Annotated in this window: 24 protein-coding genes; 11 read left to right on the plus strand and 13 right to left on the minus strand. The window is 60.6% G+C overall.

Annotation, left to right across the window (positions count from 1 at the left end; genetic code table 11):
• Positions 1-56 precede the first annotated feature (56 nt).
• A complete protein-coding gene (locus tag ABD704_RS11515) occupies positions 57-1,064 on the plus strand; it encodes a TerC family protein (protein WP_344699829.1) in 1,008 nt (335 codons plus the stop codon).
• 103 nt (positions 1,065-1,167) lie between these two features.
• Here ABD704_RS11515 and ABD704_RS11520 read toward each other — a convergent pair whose 3' ends face one another.
• The 6 genes from ABD704_RS11520 to groES all read right to left on the minus strand — a co-directional run bounded on the left by ABD704_RS11520 (position 1,168) and on the right by groES (position 6,114).
• Positions 1,168-2,070 carry a DUF1259 domain-containing protein gene (locus tag ABD704_RS11520; protein WP_344699830.1) on the minus strand — a complete coding sequence of 301 codons (903 nt, stop codon included), beginning with the start codon at positions 2,068-2,070 and terminating at the stop codon, positions 1,168-1,170.
• Positions 2,071-2,345: 275 nt separating this feature from the next.
• Positions 2,346-3,029, minus strand: coding sequence for an RNA polymerase sigma factor (locus ABD704_RS11525; RefSeq protein WP_344699831.1), 684 nt, complete (start codon positions 3,027-3,029; stop codon positions 2,346-2,348).
• 5 nt (positions 3,030-3,034) lie between these two features.
• Positions 3,035-3,358: a cupredoxin domain-containing protein gene (locus ABD704_RS11530; protein ID WP_344699832.1), complete on the minus strand. Its 324-nt coding sequence runs from the start codon at positions 3,356-3,358 to the stop codon at positions 3,035-3,037.
• 1 nt (position 3,359) lies between these two features.
• Positions 3,360-3,875, minus strand: a complete 516-nt coding sequence (locus ABD704_RS11535; RefSeq protein WP_344699833.1) for a DUF4142 domain-containing protein — start codon at positions 3,873-3,875, stop codon at positions 3,360-3,362.
• 259 nt (positions 3,876-4,134) lie between these two features.
• Positions 4,135-5,754: a chaperonin GroEL gene (groL, locus tag ABD704_RS11540; protein ID WP_344699834.1), complete on the minus strand. Its 1,620-nt coding sequence runs from the start codon at positions 5,752-5,754 to the stop codon at positions 4,135-4,137.
• Between the two features lie 45 nt (positions 5,755-5,799).
• The gene (gene groES, locus ABD704_RS11545; protein ID WP_344699835.1) at positions 5,800-6,114 is read right to left on the minus strand and encodes a co-chaperone GroES; all 315 of its coding nucleotides are present in this window, start codon (positions 6,112-6,114) and stop codon (positions 5,800-5,802) included.
• Positions 6,115-6,571: 457 nt separating this feature from the next.
• On the opposite strand from groES, the gene ABD704_RS11550 reads away from it, so the two are divergent.
• Positions 6,572-6,844: an usg protein gene (locus ABD704_RS11550; protein ID WP_344699836.1), complete on the plus strand. Its 273-nt coding sequence runs from the start codon at positions 6,572-6,574 to the stop codon at positions 6,842-6,844.
• A gap of 288 nt (positions 6,845-7,132) precedes the next feature.
• Here the strand turns inward: ABD704_RS11550 and ABD704_RS11555 are convergent, their stop codons facing one another.
• Positions 7,133-7,612, minus strand: a complete 480-nt coding sequence (locus ABD704_RS11555) for a DUF488 domain-containing protein (RefSeq protein ID WP_344699837.1) — start codon at positions 7,610-7,612, stop codon at positions 7,133-7,135.
• 24 nt (positions 7,613-7,636) lie between these two features.
• Here ABD704_RS11555 and ABD704_RS11560 point away from each other — a divergent pair, with 24 nt between their 5' ends.
• A complete protein-coding gene (locus tag ABD704_RS11560) occupies positions 7,637-7,789 on the plus strand; it encodes a hypothetical protein (RefSeq protein ID WP_344699838.1) in 153 nt (50 codons plus the stop codon).
• Positions 7,790-7,849: 60 nt separating this feature from the next.
• On the opposite strand, the gene ABD704_RS11565 is transcribed toward ABD704_RS11560, so the two are convergent.
• Complete coding sequence (locus ABD704_RS11565; RefSeq protein WP_344699839.1) at positions 7,850-8,977, minus strand: hypothetical protein; 1,128 nt, start codon at positions 8,975-8,977, stop codon at positions 7,850-7,852.
• 221 nt (positions 8,978-9,198) lie between these two features.
• Positions 9,199-10,032 carry a GlxA family transcriptional regulator gene (locus ABD704_RS11570; protein ID WP_344699840.1) on the minus strand — a complete coding sequence of 278 codons (834 nt, stop codon included), beginning with the start codon at positions 10,030-10,032 and terminating at the stop codon, positions 9,199-9,201.
• Positions 10,033-10,417: 385 nt separating this feature from the next.
• Between ABD704_RS11570 and ABD704_RS11575 the strand changes: the two genes are divergently transcribed.
• The 6 genes from ABD704_RS11575 to ABD704_RS11600 are packed head-to-tail and all read left to right on the plus strand — an operon-like array spanning position 10,418 to position 16,011.
• Positions 10,418-11,359 carry an alpha/beta fold hydrolase gene (locus tag ABD704_RS11575; RefSeq protein ID WP_344699841.1) on the plus strand — a complete coding sequence of 314 codons (942 nt, stop codon included), beginning with the start codon at positions 10,418-10,420 and terminating at the stop codon, positions 11,357-11,359.
• Positions 11,360-11,392: 33 nt separating this feature from the next.
• Positions 11,393-11,830 carry a DUF6130 family protein gene (locus ABD704_RS11580; RefSeq protein WP_344699842.1) on the plus strand — a complete coding sequence of 146 codons (438 nt, stop codon included), beginning with the start codon at positions 11,393-11,395 and terminating at the stop codon, positions 11,828-11,830.
• A gap of 36 nt (positions 11,831-11,866) precedes the next feature.
• Positions 11,867-12,742, plus strand: coding sequence for an alpha/beta fold hydrolase (locus tag ABD704_RS11585; RefSeq protein ID WP_344699843.1), 876 nt, complete (start codon positions 11,867-11,869; stop codon positions 12,740-12,742).
• A 47-nt stretch (positions 12,743-12,789) separates the two neighbouring features.
• Positions 12,790-13,572 carry an alpha/beta fold hydrolase gene (locus tag ABD704_RS11590; protein WP_344699844.1) on the plus strand — a complete coding sequence of 261 codons (783 nt, stop codon included), beginning with the start codon at positions 12,790-12,792 and terminating at the stop codon, positions 13,570-13,572.
• A 20-nt stretch (positions 13,573-13,592) separates the two neighbouring features.
• On the plus strand, positions 13,593-15,296 hold the full coding sequence (locus tag ABD704_RS11595; protein WP_344699845.1) for an FAD-dependent oxidoreductase: 1,704 nt from the start codon (positions 13,593-13,595) through the stop codon (positions 15,294-15,296).
• Positions 15,297-15,300: 4 nt separating this feature from the next.
• Entirely contained in the window at positions 15,301-16,011 is a 711-nt protein-coding gene (locus ABD704_RS11600; RefSeq protein ID WP_344699846.1) for a hypothetical protein, read from the plus strand.
• Positions 16,012-16,047: 36 nt separating this feature from the next.
• Here the strand turns inward: ABD704_RS11600 and ABD704_RS11605 are convergent, their stop codons facing one another.
• Positions 16,048-16,953: a LysR substrate-binding domain-containing protein gene (locus ABD704_RS11605; RefSeq protein WP_344699847.1), complete on the minus strand. Its 906-nt coding sequence runs from the start codon at positions 16,951-16,953 to the stop codon at positions 16,048-16,050.
• Between the two features lie 117 nt (positions 16,954-17,070).
• Here ABD704_RS11605 and ABD704_RS11610 point away from each other — a divergent pair, with 117 nt between their 5' ends.
• The gene (locus ABD704_RS11610; protein ID WP_344699848.1) at positions 17,071-17,823 is read left to right on the plus strand and encodes an SDR family NAD(P)-dependent oxidoreductase; all 753 of its coding nucleotides are present in this window, start codon (positions 17,071-17,073) and stop codon (positions 17,821-17,823) included.
• A 917-nt stretch (positions 17,824-18,740) separates the two neighbouring features.
• Complete coding sequence (locus ABD704_RS11615; protein WP_344699849.1) at positions 18,741-19,532, plus strand: alpha/beta hydrolase; 792 nt, start codon at positions 18,741-18,743, stop codon at positions 19,530-19,532.
• Between the two features lie 617 nt (positions 19,533-20,149).
• Here ABD704_RS11615 and ABD704_RS11620 read toward each other — a convergent pair.
• The 3 genes from ABD704_RS11620 to ABD704_RS11630 form a co-directional block, all read right to left on the minus strand.
• Positions 20,150-20,545: a response regulator gene (locus ABD704_RS11620; RefSeq protein WP_344699850.1), complete on the minus strand. Its 396-nt coding sequence runs from the start codon at positions 20,543-20,545 to the stop codon at positions 20,150-20,152.
• 172 nt (positions 20,546-20,717) lie between these two features.
• Positions 20,718-20,939, minus strand: a complete 222-nt coding sequence (gene nrtS, locus ABD704_RS11625; RefSeq protein WP_344699851.1) for a nitrate/nitrite transporter NrtS — start codon at positions 20,937-20,939, stop codon at positions 20,718-20,720.
• A 322-nt stretch (positions 20,940-21,261) separates the two neighbouring features.
• Positions 21,262-21,840 (minus strand): DUF4337 family protein, encoded by a 579-nt coding sequence (locus tag ABD704_RS11630; RefSeq protein WP_344699852.1) that lies wholly within the window; start codon positions 21,838-21,840, stop codon positions 21,262-21,264.
• Positions 21,841-22,006 lie beyond the last annotated feature (166 nt).

Raw genomic sequence — 22,006 nt, forward strand, 5'->3', positions numbered from 1 at the left:
GTACGCCTCAGCTGCGCGTCTGCGTCCCAGCTACGCCTGTTGCTACGGGGCTTTGGATGGACTTCCTTTTTCACGACTGGCTCGGCACGCCCGCCTGGTTTTGGCTCGCGTTCCTCGGGATCGTCGCCTTGCTGACCGCTTTGGATCTCGGAGCCTTGCATCGCAAAAACCGCGAGATGGGGATCGGCGAGAGTCTGGGCCTATCAGCCTTCTACATCGCCGTAGCGTTGCTGTTTGGGGCTTGGGTGTGGCTCGCCAAGGGTCCTGAACCAGGCATCCAGTATTACACGGGTTTCTTCATCGAGAAGGCGCTCTCAATCGACAATGTCTTCGTTATCAGCGTCATTTTTACCTACTTCGCGATCCCGCCGAAATATCAGTATCGCGCGCTCCTTTGGGGCATTGTCGCCGTCATCCTGCTTCGCGGGGTGATGATCGCGGGCGGAGCCGCGCTAGTCGCCGAGGCATACTGGATGCTGTACGTCTTCGCGGCATTCCTATTCGCCACGGGCATTAAGATGTTCTTTGCTGGCAACAAGCCGGTGGATGTTGCGGGTAATCCAGTCGTCCAGTTCATTTCCCGGCACATGCGGGTCACGAAGGAGCTGCACGCTCAGCATTTCTTCGTGCGTATTCCAGACGAGAAGACGGGCCGGCTAGTGACGGCTGCGACGCCTCTGTTCCTCGCTCTGGTGGTCATAAACCTTGCTGACCTGGTGTTCGCCGTAGACAGCGTGCCGGCAATTTTTGCGATCACCACCGACACGTTCATTGTTTACACATCGAACATCATGGCGATCCTTGGGCTGCGCGCTCTTTACTTCGCGCTCGCCGCCATGGTTCACCGCTTCCACTATCTGAAATATGCGCTCGCAGCGGTGCTCATTTTCATCGGCGCCAAGATCTTTGTTTCCGACTTCGTGCTAGACGGCGGAAAGTTTCCGCCGGTGCTCAGCCTCGGCATTACTTTCGGCCTGATTGCAGGCGGGGTGGTTTATTCACTCTTCCAAACCGCTGACGCGCGAGCGCGGCAACCGGTCGGCGAGCCGAAATCGAAAAGCTAAAGCCGGGGAGCTCGCTACCGAGCGCCAGCCAGAAGCCAGCTGCGCTGTCCGTTTGCGGACGGTCCTCTTGTGGTAGCTTTCGACCCATTCTGCCATTAGTGTCTCAGCGTTGGGCGTTCGTCCGATCTACCGCGGCCTTGAGCCCAACCGCCAGCTGCGTCGCGGGACCGACGGCCCAGAAGTGCATGAAATAGATTGTCGGTTGCTCGCCGATCATGTGGCTGTGGAGTGCCGTCACTTCGATCTCGTGGGCACGTAGTTCGCGCATGACCGGATCGACTTCGCTGCCAAGCAGGACGAAATCTCCCGTGGTTGCAACTCTACCTCCGCCGAGCGGTTGGAAGTTGATCACGGTGCCCGTGCCCATCGAAGCGGGCTCCGCCATTCCCTCGTCCATGATCGTCTCTGCGCGCGGGAAAGTGAACTGGTAGACACCGCCATTGGCCTTTCCGGCCTTGCCCATAATCCGGTCGACGGCCGCCGTATCGAGATCGAGAGGTGGCGGCGGCGCAGCGGACGGAGACGCCGGCGGCGTGTGCGATATCGCCAGCCCAGCGTGCAGACCGGCGGCAAGGCGTGCTGGGTCGCCTCGGCCTTCGACGTGCATGTAAACGGTCGGCGGCGCTGCGCGCAGTAGGTGATTGTGGATCGCGGTGACGTGGATGCCGCCCTTCAGCAGCTCGCTCATGACAGGGTTAACTTCTTCGGGAGTGAGAACGAGATCTCCCATCACGATTGCGTTCGCGCCCATCGGCTGGAACGCAAGCCAGCCGCCAAGGGCAAGCGCCGGTTTGACCGTCACTCCGTCAAGCGCGACATGGAGATCCGTTCGCGGGAAACTGTAACGCCGAACGCCGTCAGCCTGTGGCGTCCCCGCCCGGCCCAGCGCCTGGTCGATGGCGTCCCAATTCGTCTTTTGGGGCTCTGGGGCTGCGGGCGAAGCCATGAACAGTAACGTCGGCACAACCGCCAGATTGAAGGAACGCACGATGCCGATGGAGCGCATGACACACCTCCTGTGAGCGGAGCGCCCATGCCACAGCGCCGAGGGGTATTCCAATGAACACGCGCACGAGGTCGTCCTAATGACTCGCGCGAAATGCTGGGCGGACACACGCTAGACGCTGTTGCCTTGATCAGGCGCGACCAGAAGCCCGCCGCGTCTGCTTGGGCGAGCGCTCGACGCGAGGTTGCGGCAGGTGGTGGAGTGGAACGGAGGGCTTGGCCTAATCGCGATCGGCACCGATGTCCTACTGGATCCAAGCTTCCTCGGCTGAGAAGCTAAAGCGCCTTGAGGACCCGCTCGGTCATCTCCGCGCATTGCACTCCCGCAAACGGGAAGGTGCCGGTGAGTACGGCCTTCACTTCAGGGGCGAGCAACTCCTGAAGCCGCTTGCGACCGCGGAACAGGCGCGTCTTCACGGTGGCTAGGGGCAAGTCGAGGATCTGAGCCGTCTCTTCACCGCTTAGCCCCTCGATGTCTCGAAGCACGAACACGGTGCGAAAGCCTTCCGGCAGGCTGCTCACCGCTTGCTCGATCATCTTCCGAATTTGTTCGCGCGCGACGGCGACGTCGGGCGCGTCACTGTCCGATCCACGCATCAATGCGCCACGATAGTCGTCCAGCATGGACACCCCTCTTTGCTCGAGAGACTTGCGCCGCACCTGCTCCGCGCGGTGCCGGCCGAGCGCCTCGTTCAAGACTATCCGGGTGAGCCAAGTCGTTAGCGACGAGCGGCCCTCGTACGAACCCATGTTCGCGAACGCGGATAGATAGGCCGCCTGCACGGCTTCCTCGGCATCGGGTTTGTTCTTCAGCACGCTCCACGCGGCGCGGTATAGGCGTTGATTGTTGGCGGCCATGACATGCCGGATGGCGTCGCGGTCCCGCGCTGCGCAGCGCCGTGCGAGTTCGGTATCTTCGCTGTGGTCGCGGTCGAGAGCTGTCTGAGCCGATCGCACCATTTGCCTCATCTAACTTGCAGCATGCCGCGCATGCCCGGATGATAACGACAAGCGAAGGCGATCGCTCCTGCGGATTTGAGGACAGTTTTCGCCTTCGTTCCGGCGGGCAGGTCTACGTCGAAACTATGGTCTTCTGCAGTTGCGGTATGCCGGAGGAAGTCGCGGTTCACCCAGATGATCGCGTCGCCCCTGTGCAGCCGGCCAGGCAAGGGCCCGAACTTCATCTTGTCGATCACCACCGTCCAGGTACGTGGGGCCGCTGCCGCTGGGGACGCCAGCAGCAGCGCCCCGACGCTCAGGGCGTACAGGGGGTGCCGCCTCGAGCGCATCTTATCTCAAGCCCTTCACGAGATGCTCGGCGTGCGCCTGATGCTCCTGGAACAGCGCCAGCCCGGTGCTCAACAGCGATTTCAGCTCGGCATTGTTCGCGGAGGGGATCAAGGTGGTCGAAAGCGCGCCGTTCACAGTGCGGTGGTAGGCGACCTCATTCTCCGCATAAGCGCGATCCAACGCGCGACCGTGGAGATGGCTAAGCCTCTTCAACGTTGCGGCGGCGCTCTTGCTGAGCCCGGCGCTGGTTGGGTTTGCTTCAGGCGTCACGTGCAGCTTCTTCACGAGCGCGAGCGCCTTGTCGTTCACCGCCTTATGGTCGCGCACCATTTCCTGTGCGAAGGCACGCACCGCTTTGTTGTGCGAACGGGCAAGCGCCTGCTGGGCGGCCGCGATGTCGATGGTTCCAGCCGTGTAGGCGATGTGTGCGATCTGCGGATCGGTTGGCCCGCCGGCGGCGGCCGCCGGAACTGAAAACGCAAATAACCCAAGGCCAATCAAAGTGGTTTTCAACATGACAAATCCCTCGTGACGCAGCACCGGATGCGGTGCGACGAAGGATTAGATGGAAGTTTTACTGAGAAGTTCCCGGCGGTTCGACGGGCCGTCAGCTTTCCACCCAATCCGGCCACTAGCTAATGGCAGCTTCCGGTGGAAAGCTGTCATGGCAGCAACGAACAACCGGTCGAAAGGATGTCAGCGTCTTTGCTGGTTCCCTGTGCACCAAGAAGGACGGAGGAGCGCAGCAGGTGCCGCGCCCCTCGTCCTTCTTCACTCAGTAGTCCATGGCGGGGACAGCGGGCGACTTCTCTTCCTTGGGGACCTCGGCGACGAGCGCTTCGGTCGTAATCAGGAGGGAAGCGACGGACGATGCGTCCTGCAGCGCCGTGCGAACGACCTTTGCCGGATCGATGACGCCCGCCTTGACGAGATCCTCATAGGTTCCAGTTGCGGCGTTGAAGCCCCAGTTATACTCGTGGGTCTCCAACAGCTTGCCGACGACATAGGCGCCATCTTCGCCAGCATTCTCGGCGATCTGGCGGGCCGGAGCGCGCAACGCGCGGCGGACGATGTCGACGCCGGATTGCTGGTCGTCGTTAGCCGTTTCCAGACCATCCAACGCCTTGATCGCCCTCAGGAGCGGGATGCCGCCGCCGGGAAGGATGCCTTCCTCCACGGCCGCCCTCGTCGCGTGAAGCGCATCATCGACACGGTCCTTCTTCTCCTTGACCTCGACTTCGGTCGCACCGCCGACACGAATGACCGCAACCCCGCCGGCGAGCTTCGCGAGGCGCTCTTGGAGCTTCTCGCGGTCATAGTCGCTGGTCGTCGTCTCGATCTGCTGTCGGATCTGCGCAATTCGGGATTCGATGTCCGTCTTCGCGCCCGCGCCGTCGATGATTGTAGTATTGTCCTTGTCGATCGCGACCTTTTTCGCGCGGCCCAGCATCTCGATCGTGACGTTCTCGAGCTTGGTACCGAGTTCTTCGCTGACGACATTGCCGCCGGTCAGGACGGCGATGTCTTCCAGCATGGCCTTGCGCCGATCGCCGAAGCCGGGTGCCTTGACCGCCGCGACCTTGAGACCACCGCGCAGCTTGTTGACCACAAGCGTTGCGAGCGCCTCTCCCTCTACGTCCTCGGCGATGATTAGCAACGGACGGCCGGACTGCACGACCTGCTCGAGGAGCGGGATCAGGGCCTGGAGATTGGATAGCTTCTTCTCGTGAATCAGGACGTAGGGATCGTCCAGCTCCACCTTGAGTTTCTCGGAATTCGTGATGAAGTAGGGCGACAGGTAGCCGCGGTCGAACTGCATGCCCTCGACCGTCTCCAGCTCCGTTTCCAGGCTTTTCGCTTCCTCGACGGTAATCACGCCCTCGTTTCCGACTTTTTCCATGGCTTCGGCGAGGATTCGGCCGACCTCTTCGTCGCCATTGGCGGAAATCGTCGCCACCTGCGCGATTTCATGGTTCGCGCTGACTGTTCGCGCGTGGGTCTCCAGGTCCTTGACGACCGTGCCAACGGCAAGGTCGATGCCGCGCTTGACGTCCATCGGGTTCATCCCCGCGGCGACCGCTTTCGCGCCCTCGCGGACGATCGCCTGAGCAAGCACCGTCGCCGTGGTGGTGCCATCACCCGCTCGGTCGTTCTGCTTGTTGGCGACCTCACGCAGCATTTGCGCGCCCATGTTCTCGAACTTGTCGGCGAGTTCGATCTCCTTCGCGACAGTCACGCCATCCTTGGTAATGCGTGGTGCACCGAAGCTCTTGTCGATCACCACGTTGCGGCCCTTCGGCCCGAGCGTCACTTTCACCGCGTTCGCAAGGGTATCGACGCCGCGCAGCATACGATCGCGCGCGTCCGACGCAAATTTCACTTCCTTGGCAGCCATTGGCCAAAACTCCTTTCTATTTGGCTTGTTTTGAGGATGCGGCGGCTACGCTGCGCGCTTCAGCGCAGCCTCAACCTCGATCACCCCCAGAATGTCGCTTTCCTTCATGATCAGCAGGTCTTCGCCGCTGATCTTGACCTCGGTCCCCGACCATTTGCCGAAAAGGATTCGGTCGCCCGGTGCAACCGACAGCTCGACGAGCTTGCCGTTCTCGTCCCGCGCGCCTGGACCGACGGCTACAACCTCGCCTTCCTGCGGCTTTTCCTTCGCTGTGTCGGGAATAATGATCCCGCCTGAAGTTTTCTCTTCAGCTTCGAGGCGGCGTACGACCACTCGGTCGTGCAAGGGGCGGAAATGCATGCATACCCTCCAATTGCAAAACGTGAATGTCATCGCCGGAGTCCCGCCGGGGACGCCAGGCGGGGCCGGATTTTGGAATTGAAATTCCCCTGTTCAAGGTCCGGAACGAAAATTTTTGGCACTCGTTGGCACAGAGTGCCAATTTCCTGCGCCGAACGATTCCTTTGCCATCTTGACGGAAGCGCCAGACAGACAAAAATTTCTTCGGCCACGAGGCCCTAAAGTCTCAAAGCGGCAGTCAGGAAGGAGGATGACAGTGTCGCGATGGTTCTTCCCTCTCGATCACCCGTTCAAGGCACAGGTGCGGCCCAACTTCGAGCCCGAGGTCCGGCGTGCGATTCTTTCTCGCCTAACGTCCAGCGTGGCGCGACGTTCGTCAGGTAACTTCGGGCGCTCCGAATTTGATCTGGTCCCAAAAGGGGCGCGGGACTGCTCGGCATAGAGGGACGGGCTCGGCATGAAGGATCGCGCCTTTGTCGCGCAGATTGGCGGATCGAGGCTGACTACGGCGGAAATCTATTACTACAGGCCGGACGCCCGGTCTCTGCTCCAGCAATTCGTCTGGCAGGACTATGATCTTCCACCGGATTTTCCGCTCCTGTTTCAATTCCTCGAGCATTGGCAGCGGGAGCTGGAAGGAGCGCTTCACTCGATCAGCATTTCGCACCAGGGCTTGTTGAAGCCAGCTGAATGGCATGCGGTCGATGGAGTCATTCACATTCGACGATGATGCAAGCTATTCAACCTGCACTAGCTTCTCGACGGCGAACCGGCACCGACGACGGTTTTTCAGAAGCCCAATAGTGCGATGTCAGCTTGGGAAAGCTGTCGCTAGCTACGGGCTGAACAAACGTCCGCTTGCGGGCCGGACCGCACTGCCCGGCAATGACCGACAAGGGCGCGTCGCGGATATCCCCTGCCCTACGTCCAACTTTGGCCGTTTGTAGACCATCCGCTTGTGGCAGCTTAGGATTCAATCCGGCGATGCGCAGGCCTGGTGCTCGAAGGCGCCGACCGATCACCCTCTCGCGGGGTAAAGCACCTTGCCATCCCTCGGCTCCGCTCCTGGTGTAAGTCGGGCCGGTTGGACGCGATCGTCACCCATCAGGTGAAGCACCGTTCTTCCGCGAGCGAGCAGATAGTCGGCGATGATCCGGCGGTGACAGCGCCACCAGACGGCTTCCGCACACATGATCGCGCAGCGACGTTCACGGGCGAGTTCGAGTAACTCCGCGAGGCCTGCCGCGAACTGATCGGATAGAGCGTAATCGGCATAATTGTGGAAGCTCTTGTTTTCCCAGAATGCATTGGTCGACGCAGGGACTTCCGGAGATCGTCCGCGAAGTCCTCCGAGGGCCGCGATACGCGCATAGCCAAGCTGATATTGGCTTAGCTCGGCGCCGAGAACATCTTCATTATATTGCGGGTTGCGTCGCGATCGTGGAACCGTTCGAACATCGACTACGAGCGATACTTGCCCGGCTCGCAGCAGTTCCACGAACTGAGGGATCGACCGGGTCGAATGTCCGACCGTGAAAATTGGCGCATCAGTCGTCATTACTTTGGTAACGTTTTAGCCCCGCTGATGGTGCGGATATCGCTCAGCGACCGTCAGGTGCTGGCCGAAGGCGGAACGTCCGGTTTCGGCGCGGGATTGCGCAAATCTGGCCGTTGAATCAAAATCGCTCTGTCGGCCGAAACCGCCCCACGCGGCCATTGAAGACATAGCAACAGGTTACCGTAGGGAGGCAGTCTCAGGTTTGTATTCTGCCGGAAGAAAAAGTGCCGAATGAGCCCACCCTGGGCCAGTGCGTCCATGGGGCCAGCGTTGCGACGTCAGATCAATGTAACCAGCGGATGATCCGGCAACATGCACCGAGTCGTCGAACGAGGTGTGCCCCGTCCGCTCGTCGATCTTTAAAATGAAGAAGCCTTGTTGGCCGCCGTTGTGCGCACAAAGCACGAGGCGATCCGATGCTGGGTCCCGTGCCAGCCAATGTGGTGCGAAGCCATGCGGAAGAAGTAAGCGCGAGCGCTCGCGCGGATGGCTCAGGTCACTGATATCAAGTGTCACCAGCGTGGATCTGCCTCCCACTGGCATAAGCCACAGTTTGTCCCGGAGAATGAGCGGCACTGCGCAAGCACCCCGGTATTCGCCTGGCCCCTTCGGTTCGTCGGCATCGAAGGTGTAGACATTGCGGATCTGCGGTGTCGACGAGGTGACGCCAGTGAGAAGATTCAGACCGCAACCGTAAGTGCTAACGAGCACGTTGCCGTTCGCAAGAGCTCTGAGAGCAAAGGGCGCGTGCGCGGCGGTTAAGGCAACCGAGCCATCGCGGTTTACGCCCGGCGGCACGGGAATAGTGTGCAGCAGCTTGAAGTCAGAATAGCGCCAGACCTGCACGACGTCGGCGGCACTTTCCTCCATCATGGCCGCGCTGGTCGTGACGATACGGTCGATTTTGGGTAGCATCGTGAGCGCATAGACGCGGACGGGCTCTCTGGTGTCTGCGGCCGCGCTCGCCCGCCTCAAGAGACGCCCAGACGCGTCATACTCCGCGATACCACCTGGTCCGCCTGGAAACGTTTTATCGCCTGCGCGTGGGCTTGGGCCTTCGCTTCTCAGGAAGCCAACGAGTACATTGCCGTTCGGCAATCTATAGAAATCATGTGGGAAACGTAGCGGTGCGGGCGGTCGGATCCGCTTTTCGATGGCGACGTGCAGCGGATCGTGAATGTCGAGCAGTAGAATGTCTTCGTGATGATGCGAGTTCGCAAACAACAGGCGGCCGGACGGCGGTAGCCAATATTCCATGTGGTGCGGCATTGATCCCTTCGTGCCGATCGGTGTCGTTGCGATCACCTTGCCAAGCGTGGTGCTCCCACGCCGCAAGTCTAGCGTTGCGAGGAAATCCTGGTCAGCCTCATCGGTATCGCCAACGAAAGCCAGCAGGAAGGCAGAGGGGCCTAGCACAGACGCAACACCCGCCCTGCCGAGGGGAGAGACCGAAGCAACCAAGATCAAGAGCGCCAGCAATCCCATCCGGCAACGACTGAACATCTGTCGATCCTTCCTGTAGGTCTTTAGGCCGCAACCTCGAGATCGGCGCCGGCTCCAAAGCGCCTCCTATATTCGCCGGGTGTGATACCTATCAGCCGGCGAAACAGTCGTCGGAAGGCTGCCGGGTCTTCATAGCCGACGCTCCATGCGATTTGGTCGACAGGCCGCCTTGTAAACTGGAGCAATTCGCGCGCCTTTCCGATCCTGAGCTGTTGAACATATTCAGTGGGCTTCAGCCCAGTCGCCCCCTTGAACCGTCGGAGGAACGTCCGTTCCTCAAGACCGGCTTCGCGCGCCATCTCGGATACCTGAATCCGCTTCACCGCACGTGTTTGGAGCCAATGCTGCACCTTAAGGATCGCGTCGTCGCCGTGCTCAAGTCGAGGAGAGAAGCTGCTATAGTGCCGTTGCTCGCGCCCGGCCGGATCGATGAGGAAAAATTGCCCCGTCTCGACCATCACGGTTGGGCCGAGCAGGCGGTCGACAAGCCGCAGCGCAAGATCCGTCCAAGCCATCAGCCCGCCGGCCGTGATGATGTCCCCATCCTCGATGACGATCTTTCCGGGCTCCATCGCTACATCCGGAAAATGCTCTCTGAACAAGTCAGCGAAGAGCCAGTGCGTCGTGGCCGGGCGCCCTGCGAGTAGTCCAGTGGCGCCAAGGAGGAACACACCCCCGCAGTTGGCGGCGAGGGTAGCGCCAGCGTCGTGGCGCTCCCGCAGCCATTCGGCAAATGGCGCTGCTTCTTCACCTAGGATCGGTCCAGTGAGTCGACCCGGCGTGACGATCACGTGAGGGGCACCCTCGAGCGCGGGATCGGTGTCAAAAGAGCGATCGATGCGGCCCGTCGGATTCATGCTCCAGTGAGAAACTCGCAGGCGTCGTCCACCCCTCTTAGTCGAGAAGTCACTCGCTACGCCAAGCAGGTCCGTCATCCCGTGGACCATCGCCATTTGGCAACCAGGGTAGAGGACGAGCCCTACCTCGGGTGGCCCCACCTGCGCCGCTTGCCCCATCAGACGTCCTTCCAGGGACACCAGCGGTCAGTAGTGGATTTGTCAATTCCGGCTCGATTTTTGTCGGATGCAACAATCCACGTCGGTCCGAGTCCCGACGATAACCGTAACACGCGGTCCCAACGATAGCCGTAACACAGGTTTGGAGCGTCGTCCCGGCCGATCTGTCGAAGCCGATCGGTCCAAACGCCGGGCACCGCCGCTCGCCTTGAAGAGGGAGAGGGTGATGAGCACGAACGTCCTAGAACGCACGACCAGCGAGACGCGCCACGTGGCATCCAGTATTCCAGTCACCCGCTATCGAACCGCGACAGTTGACGGACTGAACATATTCTATCGCGAGGCGGGGCCAGCGGACGGACCAAACCTCTTATTGCTGCACGGCTTCCCCACCTCCTCGCACATGTTCCGCCAGTTGATCCCGCTGCTTGCTGATCGATACCGCGTCATTGCTCCTGATTATCCGGGTTATGGACAGAGCGACGCGCCGGATCGGGCCAGCTTCAGCTATTCCTTTGATCGTTTTGCTGAGCTCGTCGACCAGCTTCTCGACCAGATCGGGGTCGACCGCTTTGCCATGTATGTAATGGACTACGGCGCGCCCGTCGGTTGGCGCCTCGCGCTCAAGGATCCCGGCCGCGTCACTGGGTTGATCGTCCAAAACGGCAACGCTTACGACGAGGGCCTCAAGGAGTTCTGGGATCCAATCAAAGCATATTGGGCCGAGGGATCGATCGAAGCGCGGAACGCGCTTCGTAAGCTGCTGACGCTGGAGACCACCAAATTCCAATACACTGACGGCATGTCGGACGTGAGCCGGATCTCCCCGGACAATTGGGTCCATGACCAAGCTCTGCTCGACCGCCCCGGAAACGACGAGATCCAGCTCGACATGTTCTACGATTATCGGACGAACCTGGAGCTCTATCCACGGGTGCAGTCGTGGCTACGCGAATACGAACCCCCGACGCTCATTGTCTGGGGCAAAAACGACTACATTTTCCCGGCTGCTGGCGCGACACCGTATCTTCGAGACGTTCCGGACGCCGAGCTACACTTGCTCGACACCGGCCATTTCGCGCTTGAGGACAAGCTCGACGAGATGGTCCCGCTCATCCGCGACTTCCTCGGTCGCACTCTCCGCCCCGATAGCCAACGCTCCCTGTAAGTGCCGCCTCACCATCTCTTGGAGGCCACACTCATGGCTGCAACAGCGATCGCAAGCGATGTGTCCGCTCAGAGCGCGCGTGGCGTCATTGGCGCGACACCTCTAGTCGCTCTTGACCACGAGCCTGCTCCCCGGCTCGTCGTCGACCCGCCCCTCCCCCAACCCCTCTCCGAGGGGCGGGTCTTCATCCAATACAGGACCGAGAACCTTCGGGTGCTGCCGGTCTTCGGAGCAGGCGCGCTGGGCGTATCCCCTAGGATAGGTCACCTCCATGTGACCGTGGACGACGCCCCTTGGCATTTCGTCGATGCAAGCGGCGGAACAATCGTGCTCGTCGGCTTGGGTGAAGGACCGCATAACGTGCTGATTGAGCTCGCTGATCCCACGCATCGGGTGATCGCGGCACAGGCGCTGCACTTCGTCGTCCCCGTACAATCGAAACATCAAACACCTCCGCCGGGTGGCCGCTGAGCTGATCCGCAAGACTGCAGACTGAAGGAAGAACACATGTCCATGCTGAAGACATCTGACGGTACCCGCATTTTCTATAAGGATTGGGGCCCCAAAGACGCCCAAGCCGTTGTGTTTCATCACGGATGGCCGCTGAGCGCAGACGACTGGGACAACCAGCTGATGTTCTTCCTGGGGCAAGGTTTTCGAGTGATCGCCCACGACCGTCGAGGGCATGGCCGCTCCGACCAGACCGACACCGGAAACGACATGAACACCTATGCCGCGGACGTCGCAGAACTTACTTCAGCCCTCGACCTCAAAAACGCGATCCATGTCGGCCACTCGACCGGCGGCGGCGAGGTTACCCGCTACGTGGCGCGCGCAGAACGCGGACGGGTTTCGATGGCCATCATTATCAGCGCTATTCCGCCGGTCATGATCCGCACGGAGAGTAATCCTGGCGGGTTGCCGATCGAAGTGTTCGACGGATATCGCTCGGCCGTCGCGAGTAATCGCGCTCAGACTTATCTCGAGATCGCCAGCGGCCCCTTTTACGGCTTCAACCGCCCGGGCGCCAAGCCGATCGAGGGTGCGATCCGCAACTGGTGGCGGCAAGGCATGATGGGCGGCATCAAAGCCCATTATGATTGCATCAAGGTGTTCTCCGAGACGGACCTCACCGAGGACTTAAAGGCTATCGATGTGCCGGTGCTGGTCCTCCACAGCGACGACGACCAGATCGTACCTTATGAGGACTCTGCACCGCTCGCTGTGAAGCTCCTGAAGCGGGGCACGCTGAAAACTTATCGGGGCCTGCCGCACGGGATGCCGACAACGCATGCTGATGTCATTAATACCGACATCCTCGCCTTCGTTCACGAGCAGTTGGCCGCCGAACAGCGGGCGGCCCGGCCTGAATTGGTCGCCTGAGAGGGGCGTCTCTTCGATCAGCCATCCGCAGGAACAAGGACAAGACCATGCTCAGACTCGCTACGGCGCTCGCCGCGCTTATGTTGATTGCCGCACCGGCTTGGGCGCAGCAACCTGCACCAGCCAAGCCGACTGTCATCCTGGTGCACGGCGCTTTCGCAGAGTCCGCTGGCTGGAACGGCGTGATCAGCAGGCTGCGGGCGAAGGGGTATCCCGTGATTGCCGCAGCGGTCCCGCTTCGTAGCCTCAAAGGAGATGCGGCGTACGTGGGCGCGCTGGTCTCTGCGGAGCCGGGACCTGTGGTTCTCGTCGGTCACTCGTACGGTGGCGAGGTCATCTCGGTTGCTGGGGCTGGCCATCCCAACGTGAAGGCACTCGTGTTCGTCGACGGACTGGCGCCGGAGGTCGGTGAAAGTGCCGCGAGCCTCGGCGCGCGCTTCCCAACTGCCACGCTTGCGCAAGCCCTAGCGCCGCCCGTGGTGCTGCCCGATGGAAGCGCCGATATCTACATTTCACCGGCGAAGTATCATGATCAGTTCGCCGCCGACGTTCCCACCGCCGAGGCGGCGCTCATGGCTGCCACGCAGCGACCCATCGTGAAATCGGCACTCGAGGAGCCGGCTGCCGCCTTGTCGTGGCGGAGTGTCCCGTCTTGGTTCGTGTGGGGGTCCCGTGACCTCAACATCCCACCGGCGCTGCACGCCTTTATGGCCAAGCGCGCGCATGCACGCGAGGCGGTGGAGGTTCCCGGTGGCTCGCACGTCGTGATGATCTCGCATCCTGATCTGGTGGCCGCGATGATCGAGCGTGCCGCTCAACCAGGACAATGACGTCCGAAGGCGATGGTTTGATGACCGGGCGATCCCCTTCGTTGCTGGAGACGCGCCGAGCTCAGCTCAACCCCGTCTTCGATACCGAAGAACTTGCTCGGATCGGTCGGTTCGGTTCCCGAAGTCGATTTGCCGCTGGAGAGATTGTTGCTGCGTCCGGGGTGACGAGCGATGGGGTCATAGTGATCCTGAGCGGGTCAGTAGCAGTCACGCAGGCGGACGAAGTTGGCCAACGAGTCGAGGTCAATCAGCATGGTTCCGGTGAGATTCAAGGCGAGCTCGCACAACTCTCGGGCCGGCCATCGCTGGTGACGGTCAGGGCCGTCGAGGATGTCGAGGCCACCAGGCTTTCTGGTGCGGACCTCCACCGTCTGCTCCTAGGTGAGGCCGAGCTCGGCGAGCGTATCATGCGAGCGTTGATTCTCCGCCGGATGCTGCTCCTAGAGAAGGGCGTCGGAGGGCCGGTCATCATCGGAGGCGCTGCAAACCCGGACGTCATACGCCTTTCGAACTTCCTAACGCGGAACGCGCACCCGTTCGCTCAGATTGAACCCGGGACCCCCATCGCGGACGCAATTCTGGTCCAGCGAAAGGCGAAGGACCTTGCCCTGCCCGTACTGATCTGCCCAGGCGAGCTCGTGCTGAGCAGGCCCAGCGATGAAGAACTCGCTCGATGCATCGGCTTGCTTCAACCTCTCGAAGACGGGGCGGCGGTCGACTTGGTCGTGGTGGGCGCGGGCCCGGCTGGGCTCGCCTGCTCCGTCTACGCTGCATCCGAGGGGCTATCGGTCATCCTGCTGGATTGCCGAAACATCGGAGGCCAGGCCGGGGCTTCCTCTCGGATCGAGAATTTCCTTGGCTTTCCTACGGGCATTTCCGGTAATGCTCTCATGGGCAGGGCCATGGTCCAAGCCCAGAAGTTCGGCGTTCAGACACGAGTACCTTCTGAGGCGATCGGGCTGTCGACCATTCGCGCCGATAAGCACCTCGTGAAGCTCGCAGACAACAAGACTATCGAAGCTCGCGCCGTGGTCATTGCATCCGGCGCAAGCTATCGGCGCCTCGACGTCCCCGGCATCGACAAGTTCGAGGACACGTCGGTTCATTACTGGGCGTCGCCGCTCGAAGGCCGACTATGCAACGGCAAGGACGTAGTTCTCGTCGGTGGTGGCAATTCCGCCGGACAGGCGGCTGTATTCCTCGCAGCGCACTGCCGGCACGTGACGCTTATCGCTCGCCGAAGCCTCTCCAAGACCATGTCGGACTATTTGATCGAGCGGATCTCGATGCTTGGAAACGTCACGGTGGTCGAAGATGCACGTCTCCTCTGCCTTGAAGGCGATAACGGCGAGCTCGCAACGGTCGGCTACCAGCAGAGAAAGGCAGAACATCCGCGAACTGTCGCTGCCCAGCATCTGTTCCTGTTCATCGGCGCCGACCCGAACACCGATTGGCTCAAAGGCTCCGGTGTGATGCTTGACCGACGTGGCTACATCATCACCGAAACCGAGAGTTCGGCAGGTCACTTCCTACTCCAAACGAGCCAGCCGGGTGTTTTCGCGATAGGCGATGCGCGGGCAGGCTCTGCGAAGCGTGTGGCCGCAGCAGCTGGAGACGCAGCCAACGTAACCCCGGCCATTCACGCGATGCTCGCGGCAGCAAACGCGCATCCAGCTACGGGAAACGCTGGCGAACTGGCAATCACGGTGGAGATCCCAGCCTAGGCCTATGCAGATCCACGCGCCAAAACCGTTACATGGCTGGCGCGAGTTCTTCGGCGAGGTTGGGATCATCGTCCTCGGCGTGCTCATCGCCCTTGTCGCACAGGAGATCGTCAAGGTTATCGCCAACCGTGAGCAGGTCGTGCGCGGCGAAGACTCACTCCGGGACAACTTCGCCCGGTTCGTCATGTTCGCAGCCGAGCTCGACGCTTACGCTCCATGCGTTGCTGCGCGGGCGACCGAGGTGCGCCAGATTATCGATCAAGCCGCCGCCGCTCGACGGCTACCCCGCGTCGGCCCCATTCCACAATTGGCTCCTCATCCTTGGCAGACTGATACCTACGGTGCGATGGTCGCGTCCCAAGCCATCACGCACGTCTCACACGACCGGGCGATCCTCTACTCGCGTATCTCCATGTCCGCAGCAGACTTGTACCAGGATGCGATGATCGAATGGGCAGAGTGGGGAGCGCTAGCAAGCCTCAGCGGTGGTCCGCGGCGGTTCAGCGAAGCCGAGGAAGCTGAGGACCGGCTCACACTCGCTCGAGCAGTCCATCAGGACGCGCTAATGCGCATCATTGCGGACACGACGTTGGCTCGAATCAAGAGCACCGGCCTGCTCGATAAACGTGCCTTCGACTTGGCCGCCGCCAAGGGCGGAGAGGCAGCGCGCGCAATCCCGATGTGCAGGCCGATCAACGTGGCCCGCCAAGCTTGAACCTGAGGGGAGCAGCCGCAGCGGAGTCGAGTCGGATTATTTTCGTGGGGCGAGCACGCCACTTTGAAACGTGACAGCGAGATGATCGATGAAAGCGCGCACTGCTGGCGGCAGCCCTCGCCGGTTCGTGAAAACCAGATGCACGATGCCTTCTTGCGCGTGCCACTCCGGGAGCACGCGAACCAGCCGGCCCGCATCCATGTCGCCCCAGCAGACATGATCCGGAAGCAGCGCAACTCCAAGGCCTGCGGCGGCGGCGGCGCGAAGCGCGCCGAATTCCTCGCATCGTAGGCGCGGGTCGTGTTCGAAATCGAATGCCGCACCGTCGGCCCCAACCAAACTCCAGGTGATCGGTCCGGCAAGTTCGGTGGAGCTGAGGGTTGGGATTTCCTGGAGATCAAGAATGCGCGGCCCGATGGTGTTCGCCAGCTTTGGGCTGGCGACAAGAATGCGACGCGACCGTGCGAGTGTTCGCATTGTCAGCGATGCATCGGTCTCAAGAGCCGTTCTCACGCGGAGCGCAACGTCGATGCGCTCGCGGATAAGGTCTACGCCCCGATCCGTCGCGACGATCTGCAGGTTCACCTTGGGATAGCGCTTCAAAAAGGGCGCGAGGCTTGGTGCAAGCGGCTCGACCAGACCGGTTGGGCAGCTGAACCGAACCTGCCCCTGCGGCTCCGCAAGCGCCTCCGACGTAACGGCCCGCGCACGTTCAAGGTCGAGCACAATCGTGCGACAATGTTCGTAGAGCGTCTCGCCAATATCCGTCACGCGGAAGCGGCGGGTCGAACGCTCAATCAACCTGACGCCGAGGCGCTCCTCCAGTGCCGCGATGCGCCGGCTGAGCTTCGACTTCTGCATCCGCATTGCTCGGCCCGCCGGAGCAAAGCCGCCGTGTTCCACCACCCCGGCAAACAGAACGTAGTCATCGAGTTCCATCATGAGCATCGTCCTATTTACGGAACGCACAGTCACACAGACACCGACTACTGGTTCATCGTCCTATCAATAGATCATCGCGGAACGGGCAATGGCCCGTCAATATGAGGAGACAGACAAATGACGGGACGGCTCGTGAACAAGGTTGCCGTAATCACGGGCGGCACCACCGGAATCGGACTTGCAGTCGCTCAGCGTTTCGCGGCCGAGGGAGCATCCGTGTTCATCACCGGCCGGCGGCAGGCGGAGCTCAATGCAGCCGTGCGGTCTATCGGCCACGGGGCAGTTGGCGTCCGCGCCGATATGTCGGTGCTCGCCGACATAGACACACTCTACGATGCGGTCCAACAGAAGCACGCGCAAATCGACGTGCTGATGGCGAATGCTGGAGGCGGCGCGTTCGCGCCTCTCGGGTCCATCACCGAGGATCAGTATGAGAGTACATTCGGCACGAACGTAAAGGGCACGATCTTCACCGTGCAGAAGGCTCTGCCGCTGCTGAAGGACGGGGCGTCGGTGATACTCACCGGCTCGACCACCTCGATTAAGGGCACGCCTGCATTCAGCATTTACAGCGCGACCAAAGCCGCCGTGCGCAACCTCGCTCGTAGTTGGATGCTTGACCTCAGGGAGCGCTCCATTCGCGTGAACGTGATAAGCCCGGGTCCGATTGAGACACCTGGCCTGCTAGGTTTGGCGGCGGATGTCGAGCAAGAAAAGCAGCTTCGCGACGGCCTAGTGGCATCGGTGCCGCTCGGGCGTCTGGGCCAACCCCAGGAGGTCGCAAACATGGCACTGTTCCTGGCATCCGACGAAGCAAGCTTCGTGAATGGCGCAGAACTGTTCGTGGATGGTGGCGAAGTCCAGTTCTAGACAGAGATTCAGAAAGGGGGGCTCCAGAGTTGCCCCCCCACTATCGACTGCTTACGACGTCCGCTTACAGGTTGACCTGAGCTTCCTCGGAACGACTGAGAAGGGCGCGTGGCGGACATCCCTGCCCTACGTCCAGCTTTGGCCGCTAGCGGAACGTCCGTCTACGGCAGCTTTCGCCCAAGAGCAGCGAAGCTGGGCGGTCATTCCTTTTTGGGAAACGAATAATCGTCGCCCGTAATAGTCTCGATGCGCTCCTCGTACTGCCTGGCGAGTTCCTCGTGCGCGGTCCGCGCTTCCCCGGAATCAGCGGTCTCCGACCGGCTTCACTCAACTTGTTGTCGATGGAATAGGTAATTGAGATCCACAAAAAGTCTCCGTCAAGTGGAGCGAGAGATAGGGCAACGTACGGCTATTCGTCTTCTCGGTAGCGACCAGTCGAGCCGCATTTGGGCCGACTTAAGGCAGCTTTTTTGGGGGCAGGCGGTGACATGCGCAGCTCCTGCAGGATTGGCGCTTTAGGCACTCGCCGTCCGTTAGGGTTGCCGTTGCTCGGTCCTGGCGACGGAGGGACTCAATTCCTCGCGCTTGGCCAGAGCCTCATATCGATCTGCCAATTTTTTGTGGATTGCCGCTGCATTGGCCGGGGTAGCTTGCTCGGCGCGTTCGCGTTCCTCGCGCGCGCGGTGGCGATAATATGCCGCATCTGCCTCTGACATCGTTCCAGCCCGACTCAGGATCAACGCCGAATTTTTGAATCAAAATCGTTCTTTTGCAACATGATCGCCATGTTGGAATATCTGCACTAACACGCCCGCTAATGGCAGATTTCCACCCATTGCAGACATAAGCGTCGCTGATAAGCTTCACCCATGTCGAGTTTGGCTTGTCGCCGAAGCGTTGAACTGCTCGCTTGCGCCTTGGCGGCGACGGCACTTTGCAGTTGTTCAGCGAGCCCAGGCACCCAGCGCGTCATTCCGCTCAACTATTTGCCCTCGCTCGCTGGCGACTACTTCCCGCTCAAGTCGGCAGCGATGGGAAGCACATACCACATCTACGTCCGCTATCCGGAGGACTACACAGCCAAACCAAACGTGAAATACCCCGTCGTCTATTTGCTCGACGGTGATTCCGCATTCCCGCTCATCGCACCTGAGCACCTGTTCCTCACGTACGATGATAAGCTCCCTGAAGCGATCATTGTTGGCATTGCTTACGGGTCGTTCGCGCCACCAGTGAATCACCGTGAGATCGACTTCGGTCCACGCGCGGCGGATTTTCAGCGCTTCCTCGCCGATGAACTCATCCCGGCTGTCGAGAAGCGAACCCGAGCCGATCCGGACAGACGGATCCTCGTGGGACAATCATTTGGCGGCAACTTCGTTCTATATTCCGCCTTCACGATGCCTGACCTGTTCTGGGGACGCATTGCGAGCAACCCTTCTGCCAGGATGCATTCGGAGCTTATGGCAACCGCACCGGCGGCTGCTCACCTCGATAATCTGCGCCTCGTGGTGGTGAGTGGAACGGCAAACAATCCTGAAGGGCGTGGCGCGGCGCTAAACTGGGTCGGCCAGTGGCGCAAACGACAGCTACCGTGGAGCCTGGACGAGATCGACATACCAGGTGGAACGCACGCCGCGGACTTTGACAACGCTTATCGGCTCGGGCTTCGCAAGTTGTTCGATCCCGCTGGTAAGCTAGCTCCTTAGGTCAGCTTCCCACCCATTACGGACATTGAAGAACAGCCTCGGACGCGGGCCCCTCGCATCGGCGGAAAAGCATGTCCTGACGCGCGGTCGGGGTGAAGCCGGATATATCGGCTGTCCAAAGAATGCCGCGATCCCTCCAGGTGCTTTTTGCAATGTCTGTTTTCAACCCATTCCGACCACTAGCTAATGGGCAGCTTTGGGTGGAAAGCGGACATTACGCGACGCTGCGCTCGCTTCCTGGTTCAACGGCTCAACCTGTGGCCTAGTCGCTAGCGCATCTGAGCGCCTGTTCCAGCTTCCTGGGCTGAGGCTCGTGGCAGTTAACACATTGTAGTAAGGAAGTCTTGGCGTCGCGACGCCCCTTTCGTAGCCAGACGGCGAGACCCGCTTGCTAGCATGTTGCTGACAGGCAAGTCTCCGGCCCGACGGCGGATTGCCCCCCATCGTCGGGTCGTCAGCACTCCAAGATTAAGGCCCTGCGACGCTTCGTCACGCAGGCCTGCTAGGGCATCCCGGATTGTTTCTTAACTCGGTGGCTTTACGCGTCGTTGCCAGAGGCTCGTCGTCGTGTTGCGTCCCCACCGGTGCGACTTGTCAAATGCCGGCGGGCCCCACCGTCACGCGCCGGGTGATATCCGCAGTTTGAGCGAGGCACGCAGACTGCGAGCATTGTCTCCCAGCGCTCTGCGGACAGCATCGGCGAGTTCATCAGGCTTTACGGGCTTCTGCAGCACGATCGCACTGGGCTTCCGCTCTTCAAGCTCCTCGCGATAGCCGGTGATGAAAACCACCGGTATGTCGCGCTCAGCACATATTGCCTCGACGGCTTTGACGCCGTCCCCTGGCAGCAATCGGACGTCGGCTGTAATGAGATCGAAGTTCGGATGGTTTGTGCCGAATACAGCGGCGTCCTCGGATCGCGCGAAGCTGAACTTGGTGAAGCCAAGCTCCTCCAACATGTCCTGCAGCGACTTGGCGATCAGATAGTCGTCTTCGATGATGTATGCGTGCATTTCAATACCTCGGGGGAAAGCAAACACGCCTCTAGGGAGCATCAACGCATCGCCGCATATGAAGTTACCAATAGCGCCGCAAGACGCTGCTGTGCCTTTAAACTGAATAGCGGGAATGGGCCATTAGGGCCCGCGTGCGTTCGTTGTGACTACTCTGCGCTCAAACCAGACGTTAGGACGAGCTTCGGAACGCCGCGTAGCTCCCGTAACTCGAGACCAGGAATGGTACGATGTAAGTGAGCGCGAGCTTCCAAATCACCGGCCACTTGCCGGAGAGCATTTCCGGTCCTTGATTAATGATATTGAGCGCAGTCCCGACAACGAGCGCCACGACTATCGAGCGCCTTAGAGCCTTATCGGTGAGCGTGCGCCTTGCAGCTTCGCTTTGTTCCATACGCCACGTGATCGCACTTCCACCGATAATTCCAGCTAAAAAGCTAATATCGAACGTAGGTTAGAGGCTTTTGTAAATTGCCTTCCAAGGATCGCCGTGAGGCCCAACCCCGTCGCCACAATGATTGGGCAATGGTCTTCGGCCCGGCGTTCGGTTTGCCCCGCGTCGGGCCGTTAGCGCCCGAATGCTCATAGAAAGGTGCGGTCCCGGCGGTCACACGGTGGGCAATGTCACGTGGGACCTGAAAAGGCCTCTAACTGCTAACGGCCGGAATGGGTGGAAAGCCGCCCTTAGGACTAGCGGGGATCGACGGGAAAACTGTCTAGGAAAGCAGGCCGGACGCCGTGGCTGCTGCAATCATAACGCCGACGGCGGCAAGTGAGGCTGCGGCAGTTACGATTCCGAATGAACGTGCAACCATGGCGATGGACAGCATCACAATGGCGACCTGCATCGCAGTCTCGGCAAATTCGAGCCATTCGCCCTTTCGGGAGGCAAGTTCACCCTGGTCCCGCAGATGGTCTGCTTGCGGCTGGAGCTGCGAGATGCCGTGTCCGGCCTTGTCCGGATTTCGTAGCCTCGCGGCGTCGTTGAGCAGGCGAGCTTTGACTTCCGGACTTAACAAAGGATTCTCAGCGGACGTCTTCAAGACCGCCTCGCGAATGATCTTGGCCTGCATGTAGTTGTACGTGTCGGACGCTTCGATTGTCTTCAGGACGCTCTCTCGCGCGTTGCCCGCTGCCGCGACATGGATGACAGCAAGTAAGACAGCGAACAGTCCAACGAGGATAGAAACGCGATCGCGGAACCGCTTCTCGATGGCTCGGTCGGCACGGTCGACCTTCTCCGCCTGCTCGATAGCTTCCTCGATAAGCTCCTTGGCATCTACCGGCTCGACCATGGGGGCGTCACCTGCAACTTTTAGATCGAATGGCGACTCCCACGGTTGCGAAGATGTTTGAAGTGAAATCTGGTTAAGCGAGCCTCGCGAGCATTACGGCGATTGGTTGCCGACCTGCGTCAGCTTTGGGTGGAAAGCTGTCATCAGACGCGCACGTCGGCGGAAA

Origin of the sequence: Sphingomonas limnosediminicola (assembly GCF_039537965.1) — a bacterium.
GTDB classification, from domain to species: domain Bacteria; phylum Pseudomonadota; class Alphaproteobacteria; order Sphingomonadales; family Sphingomonadaceae; genus Sphingomicrobium; species Sphingomicrobium limnosediminicola.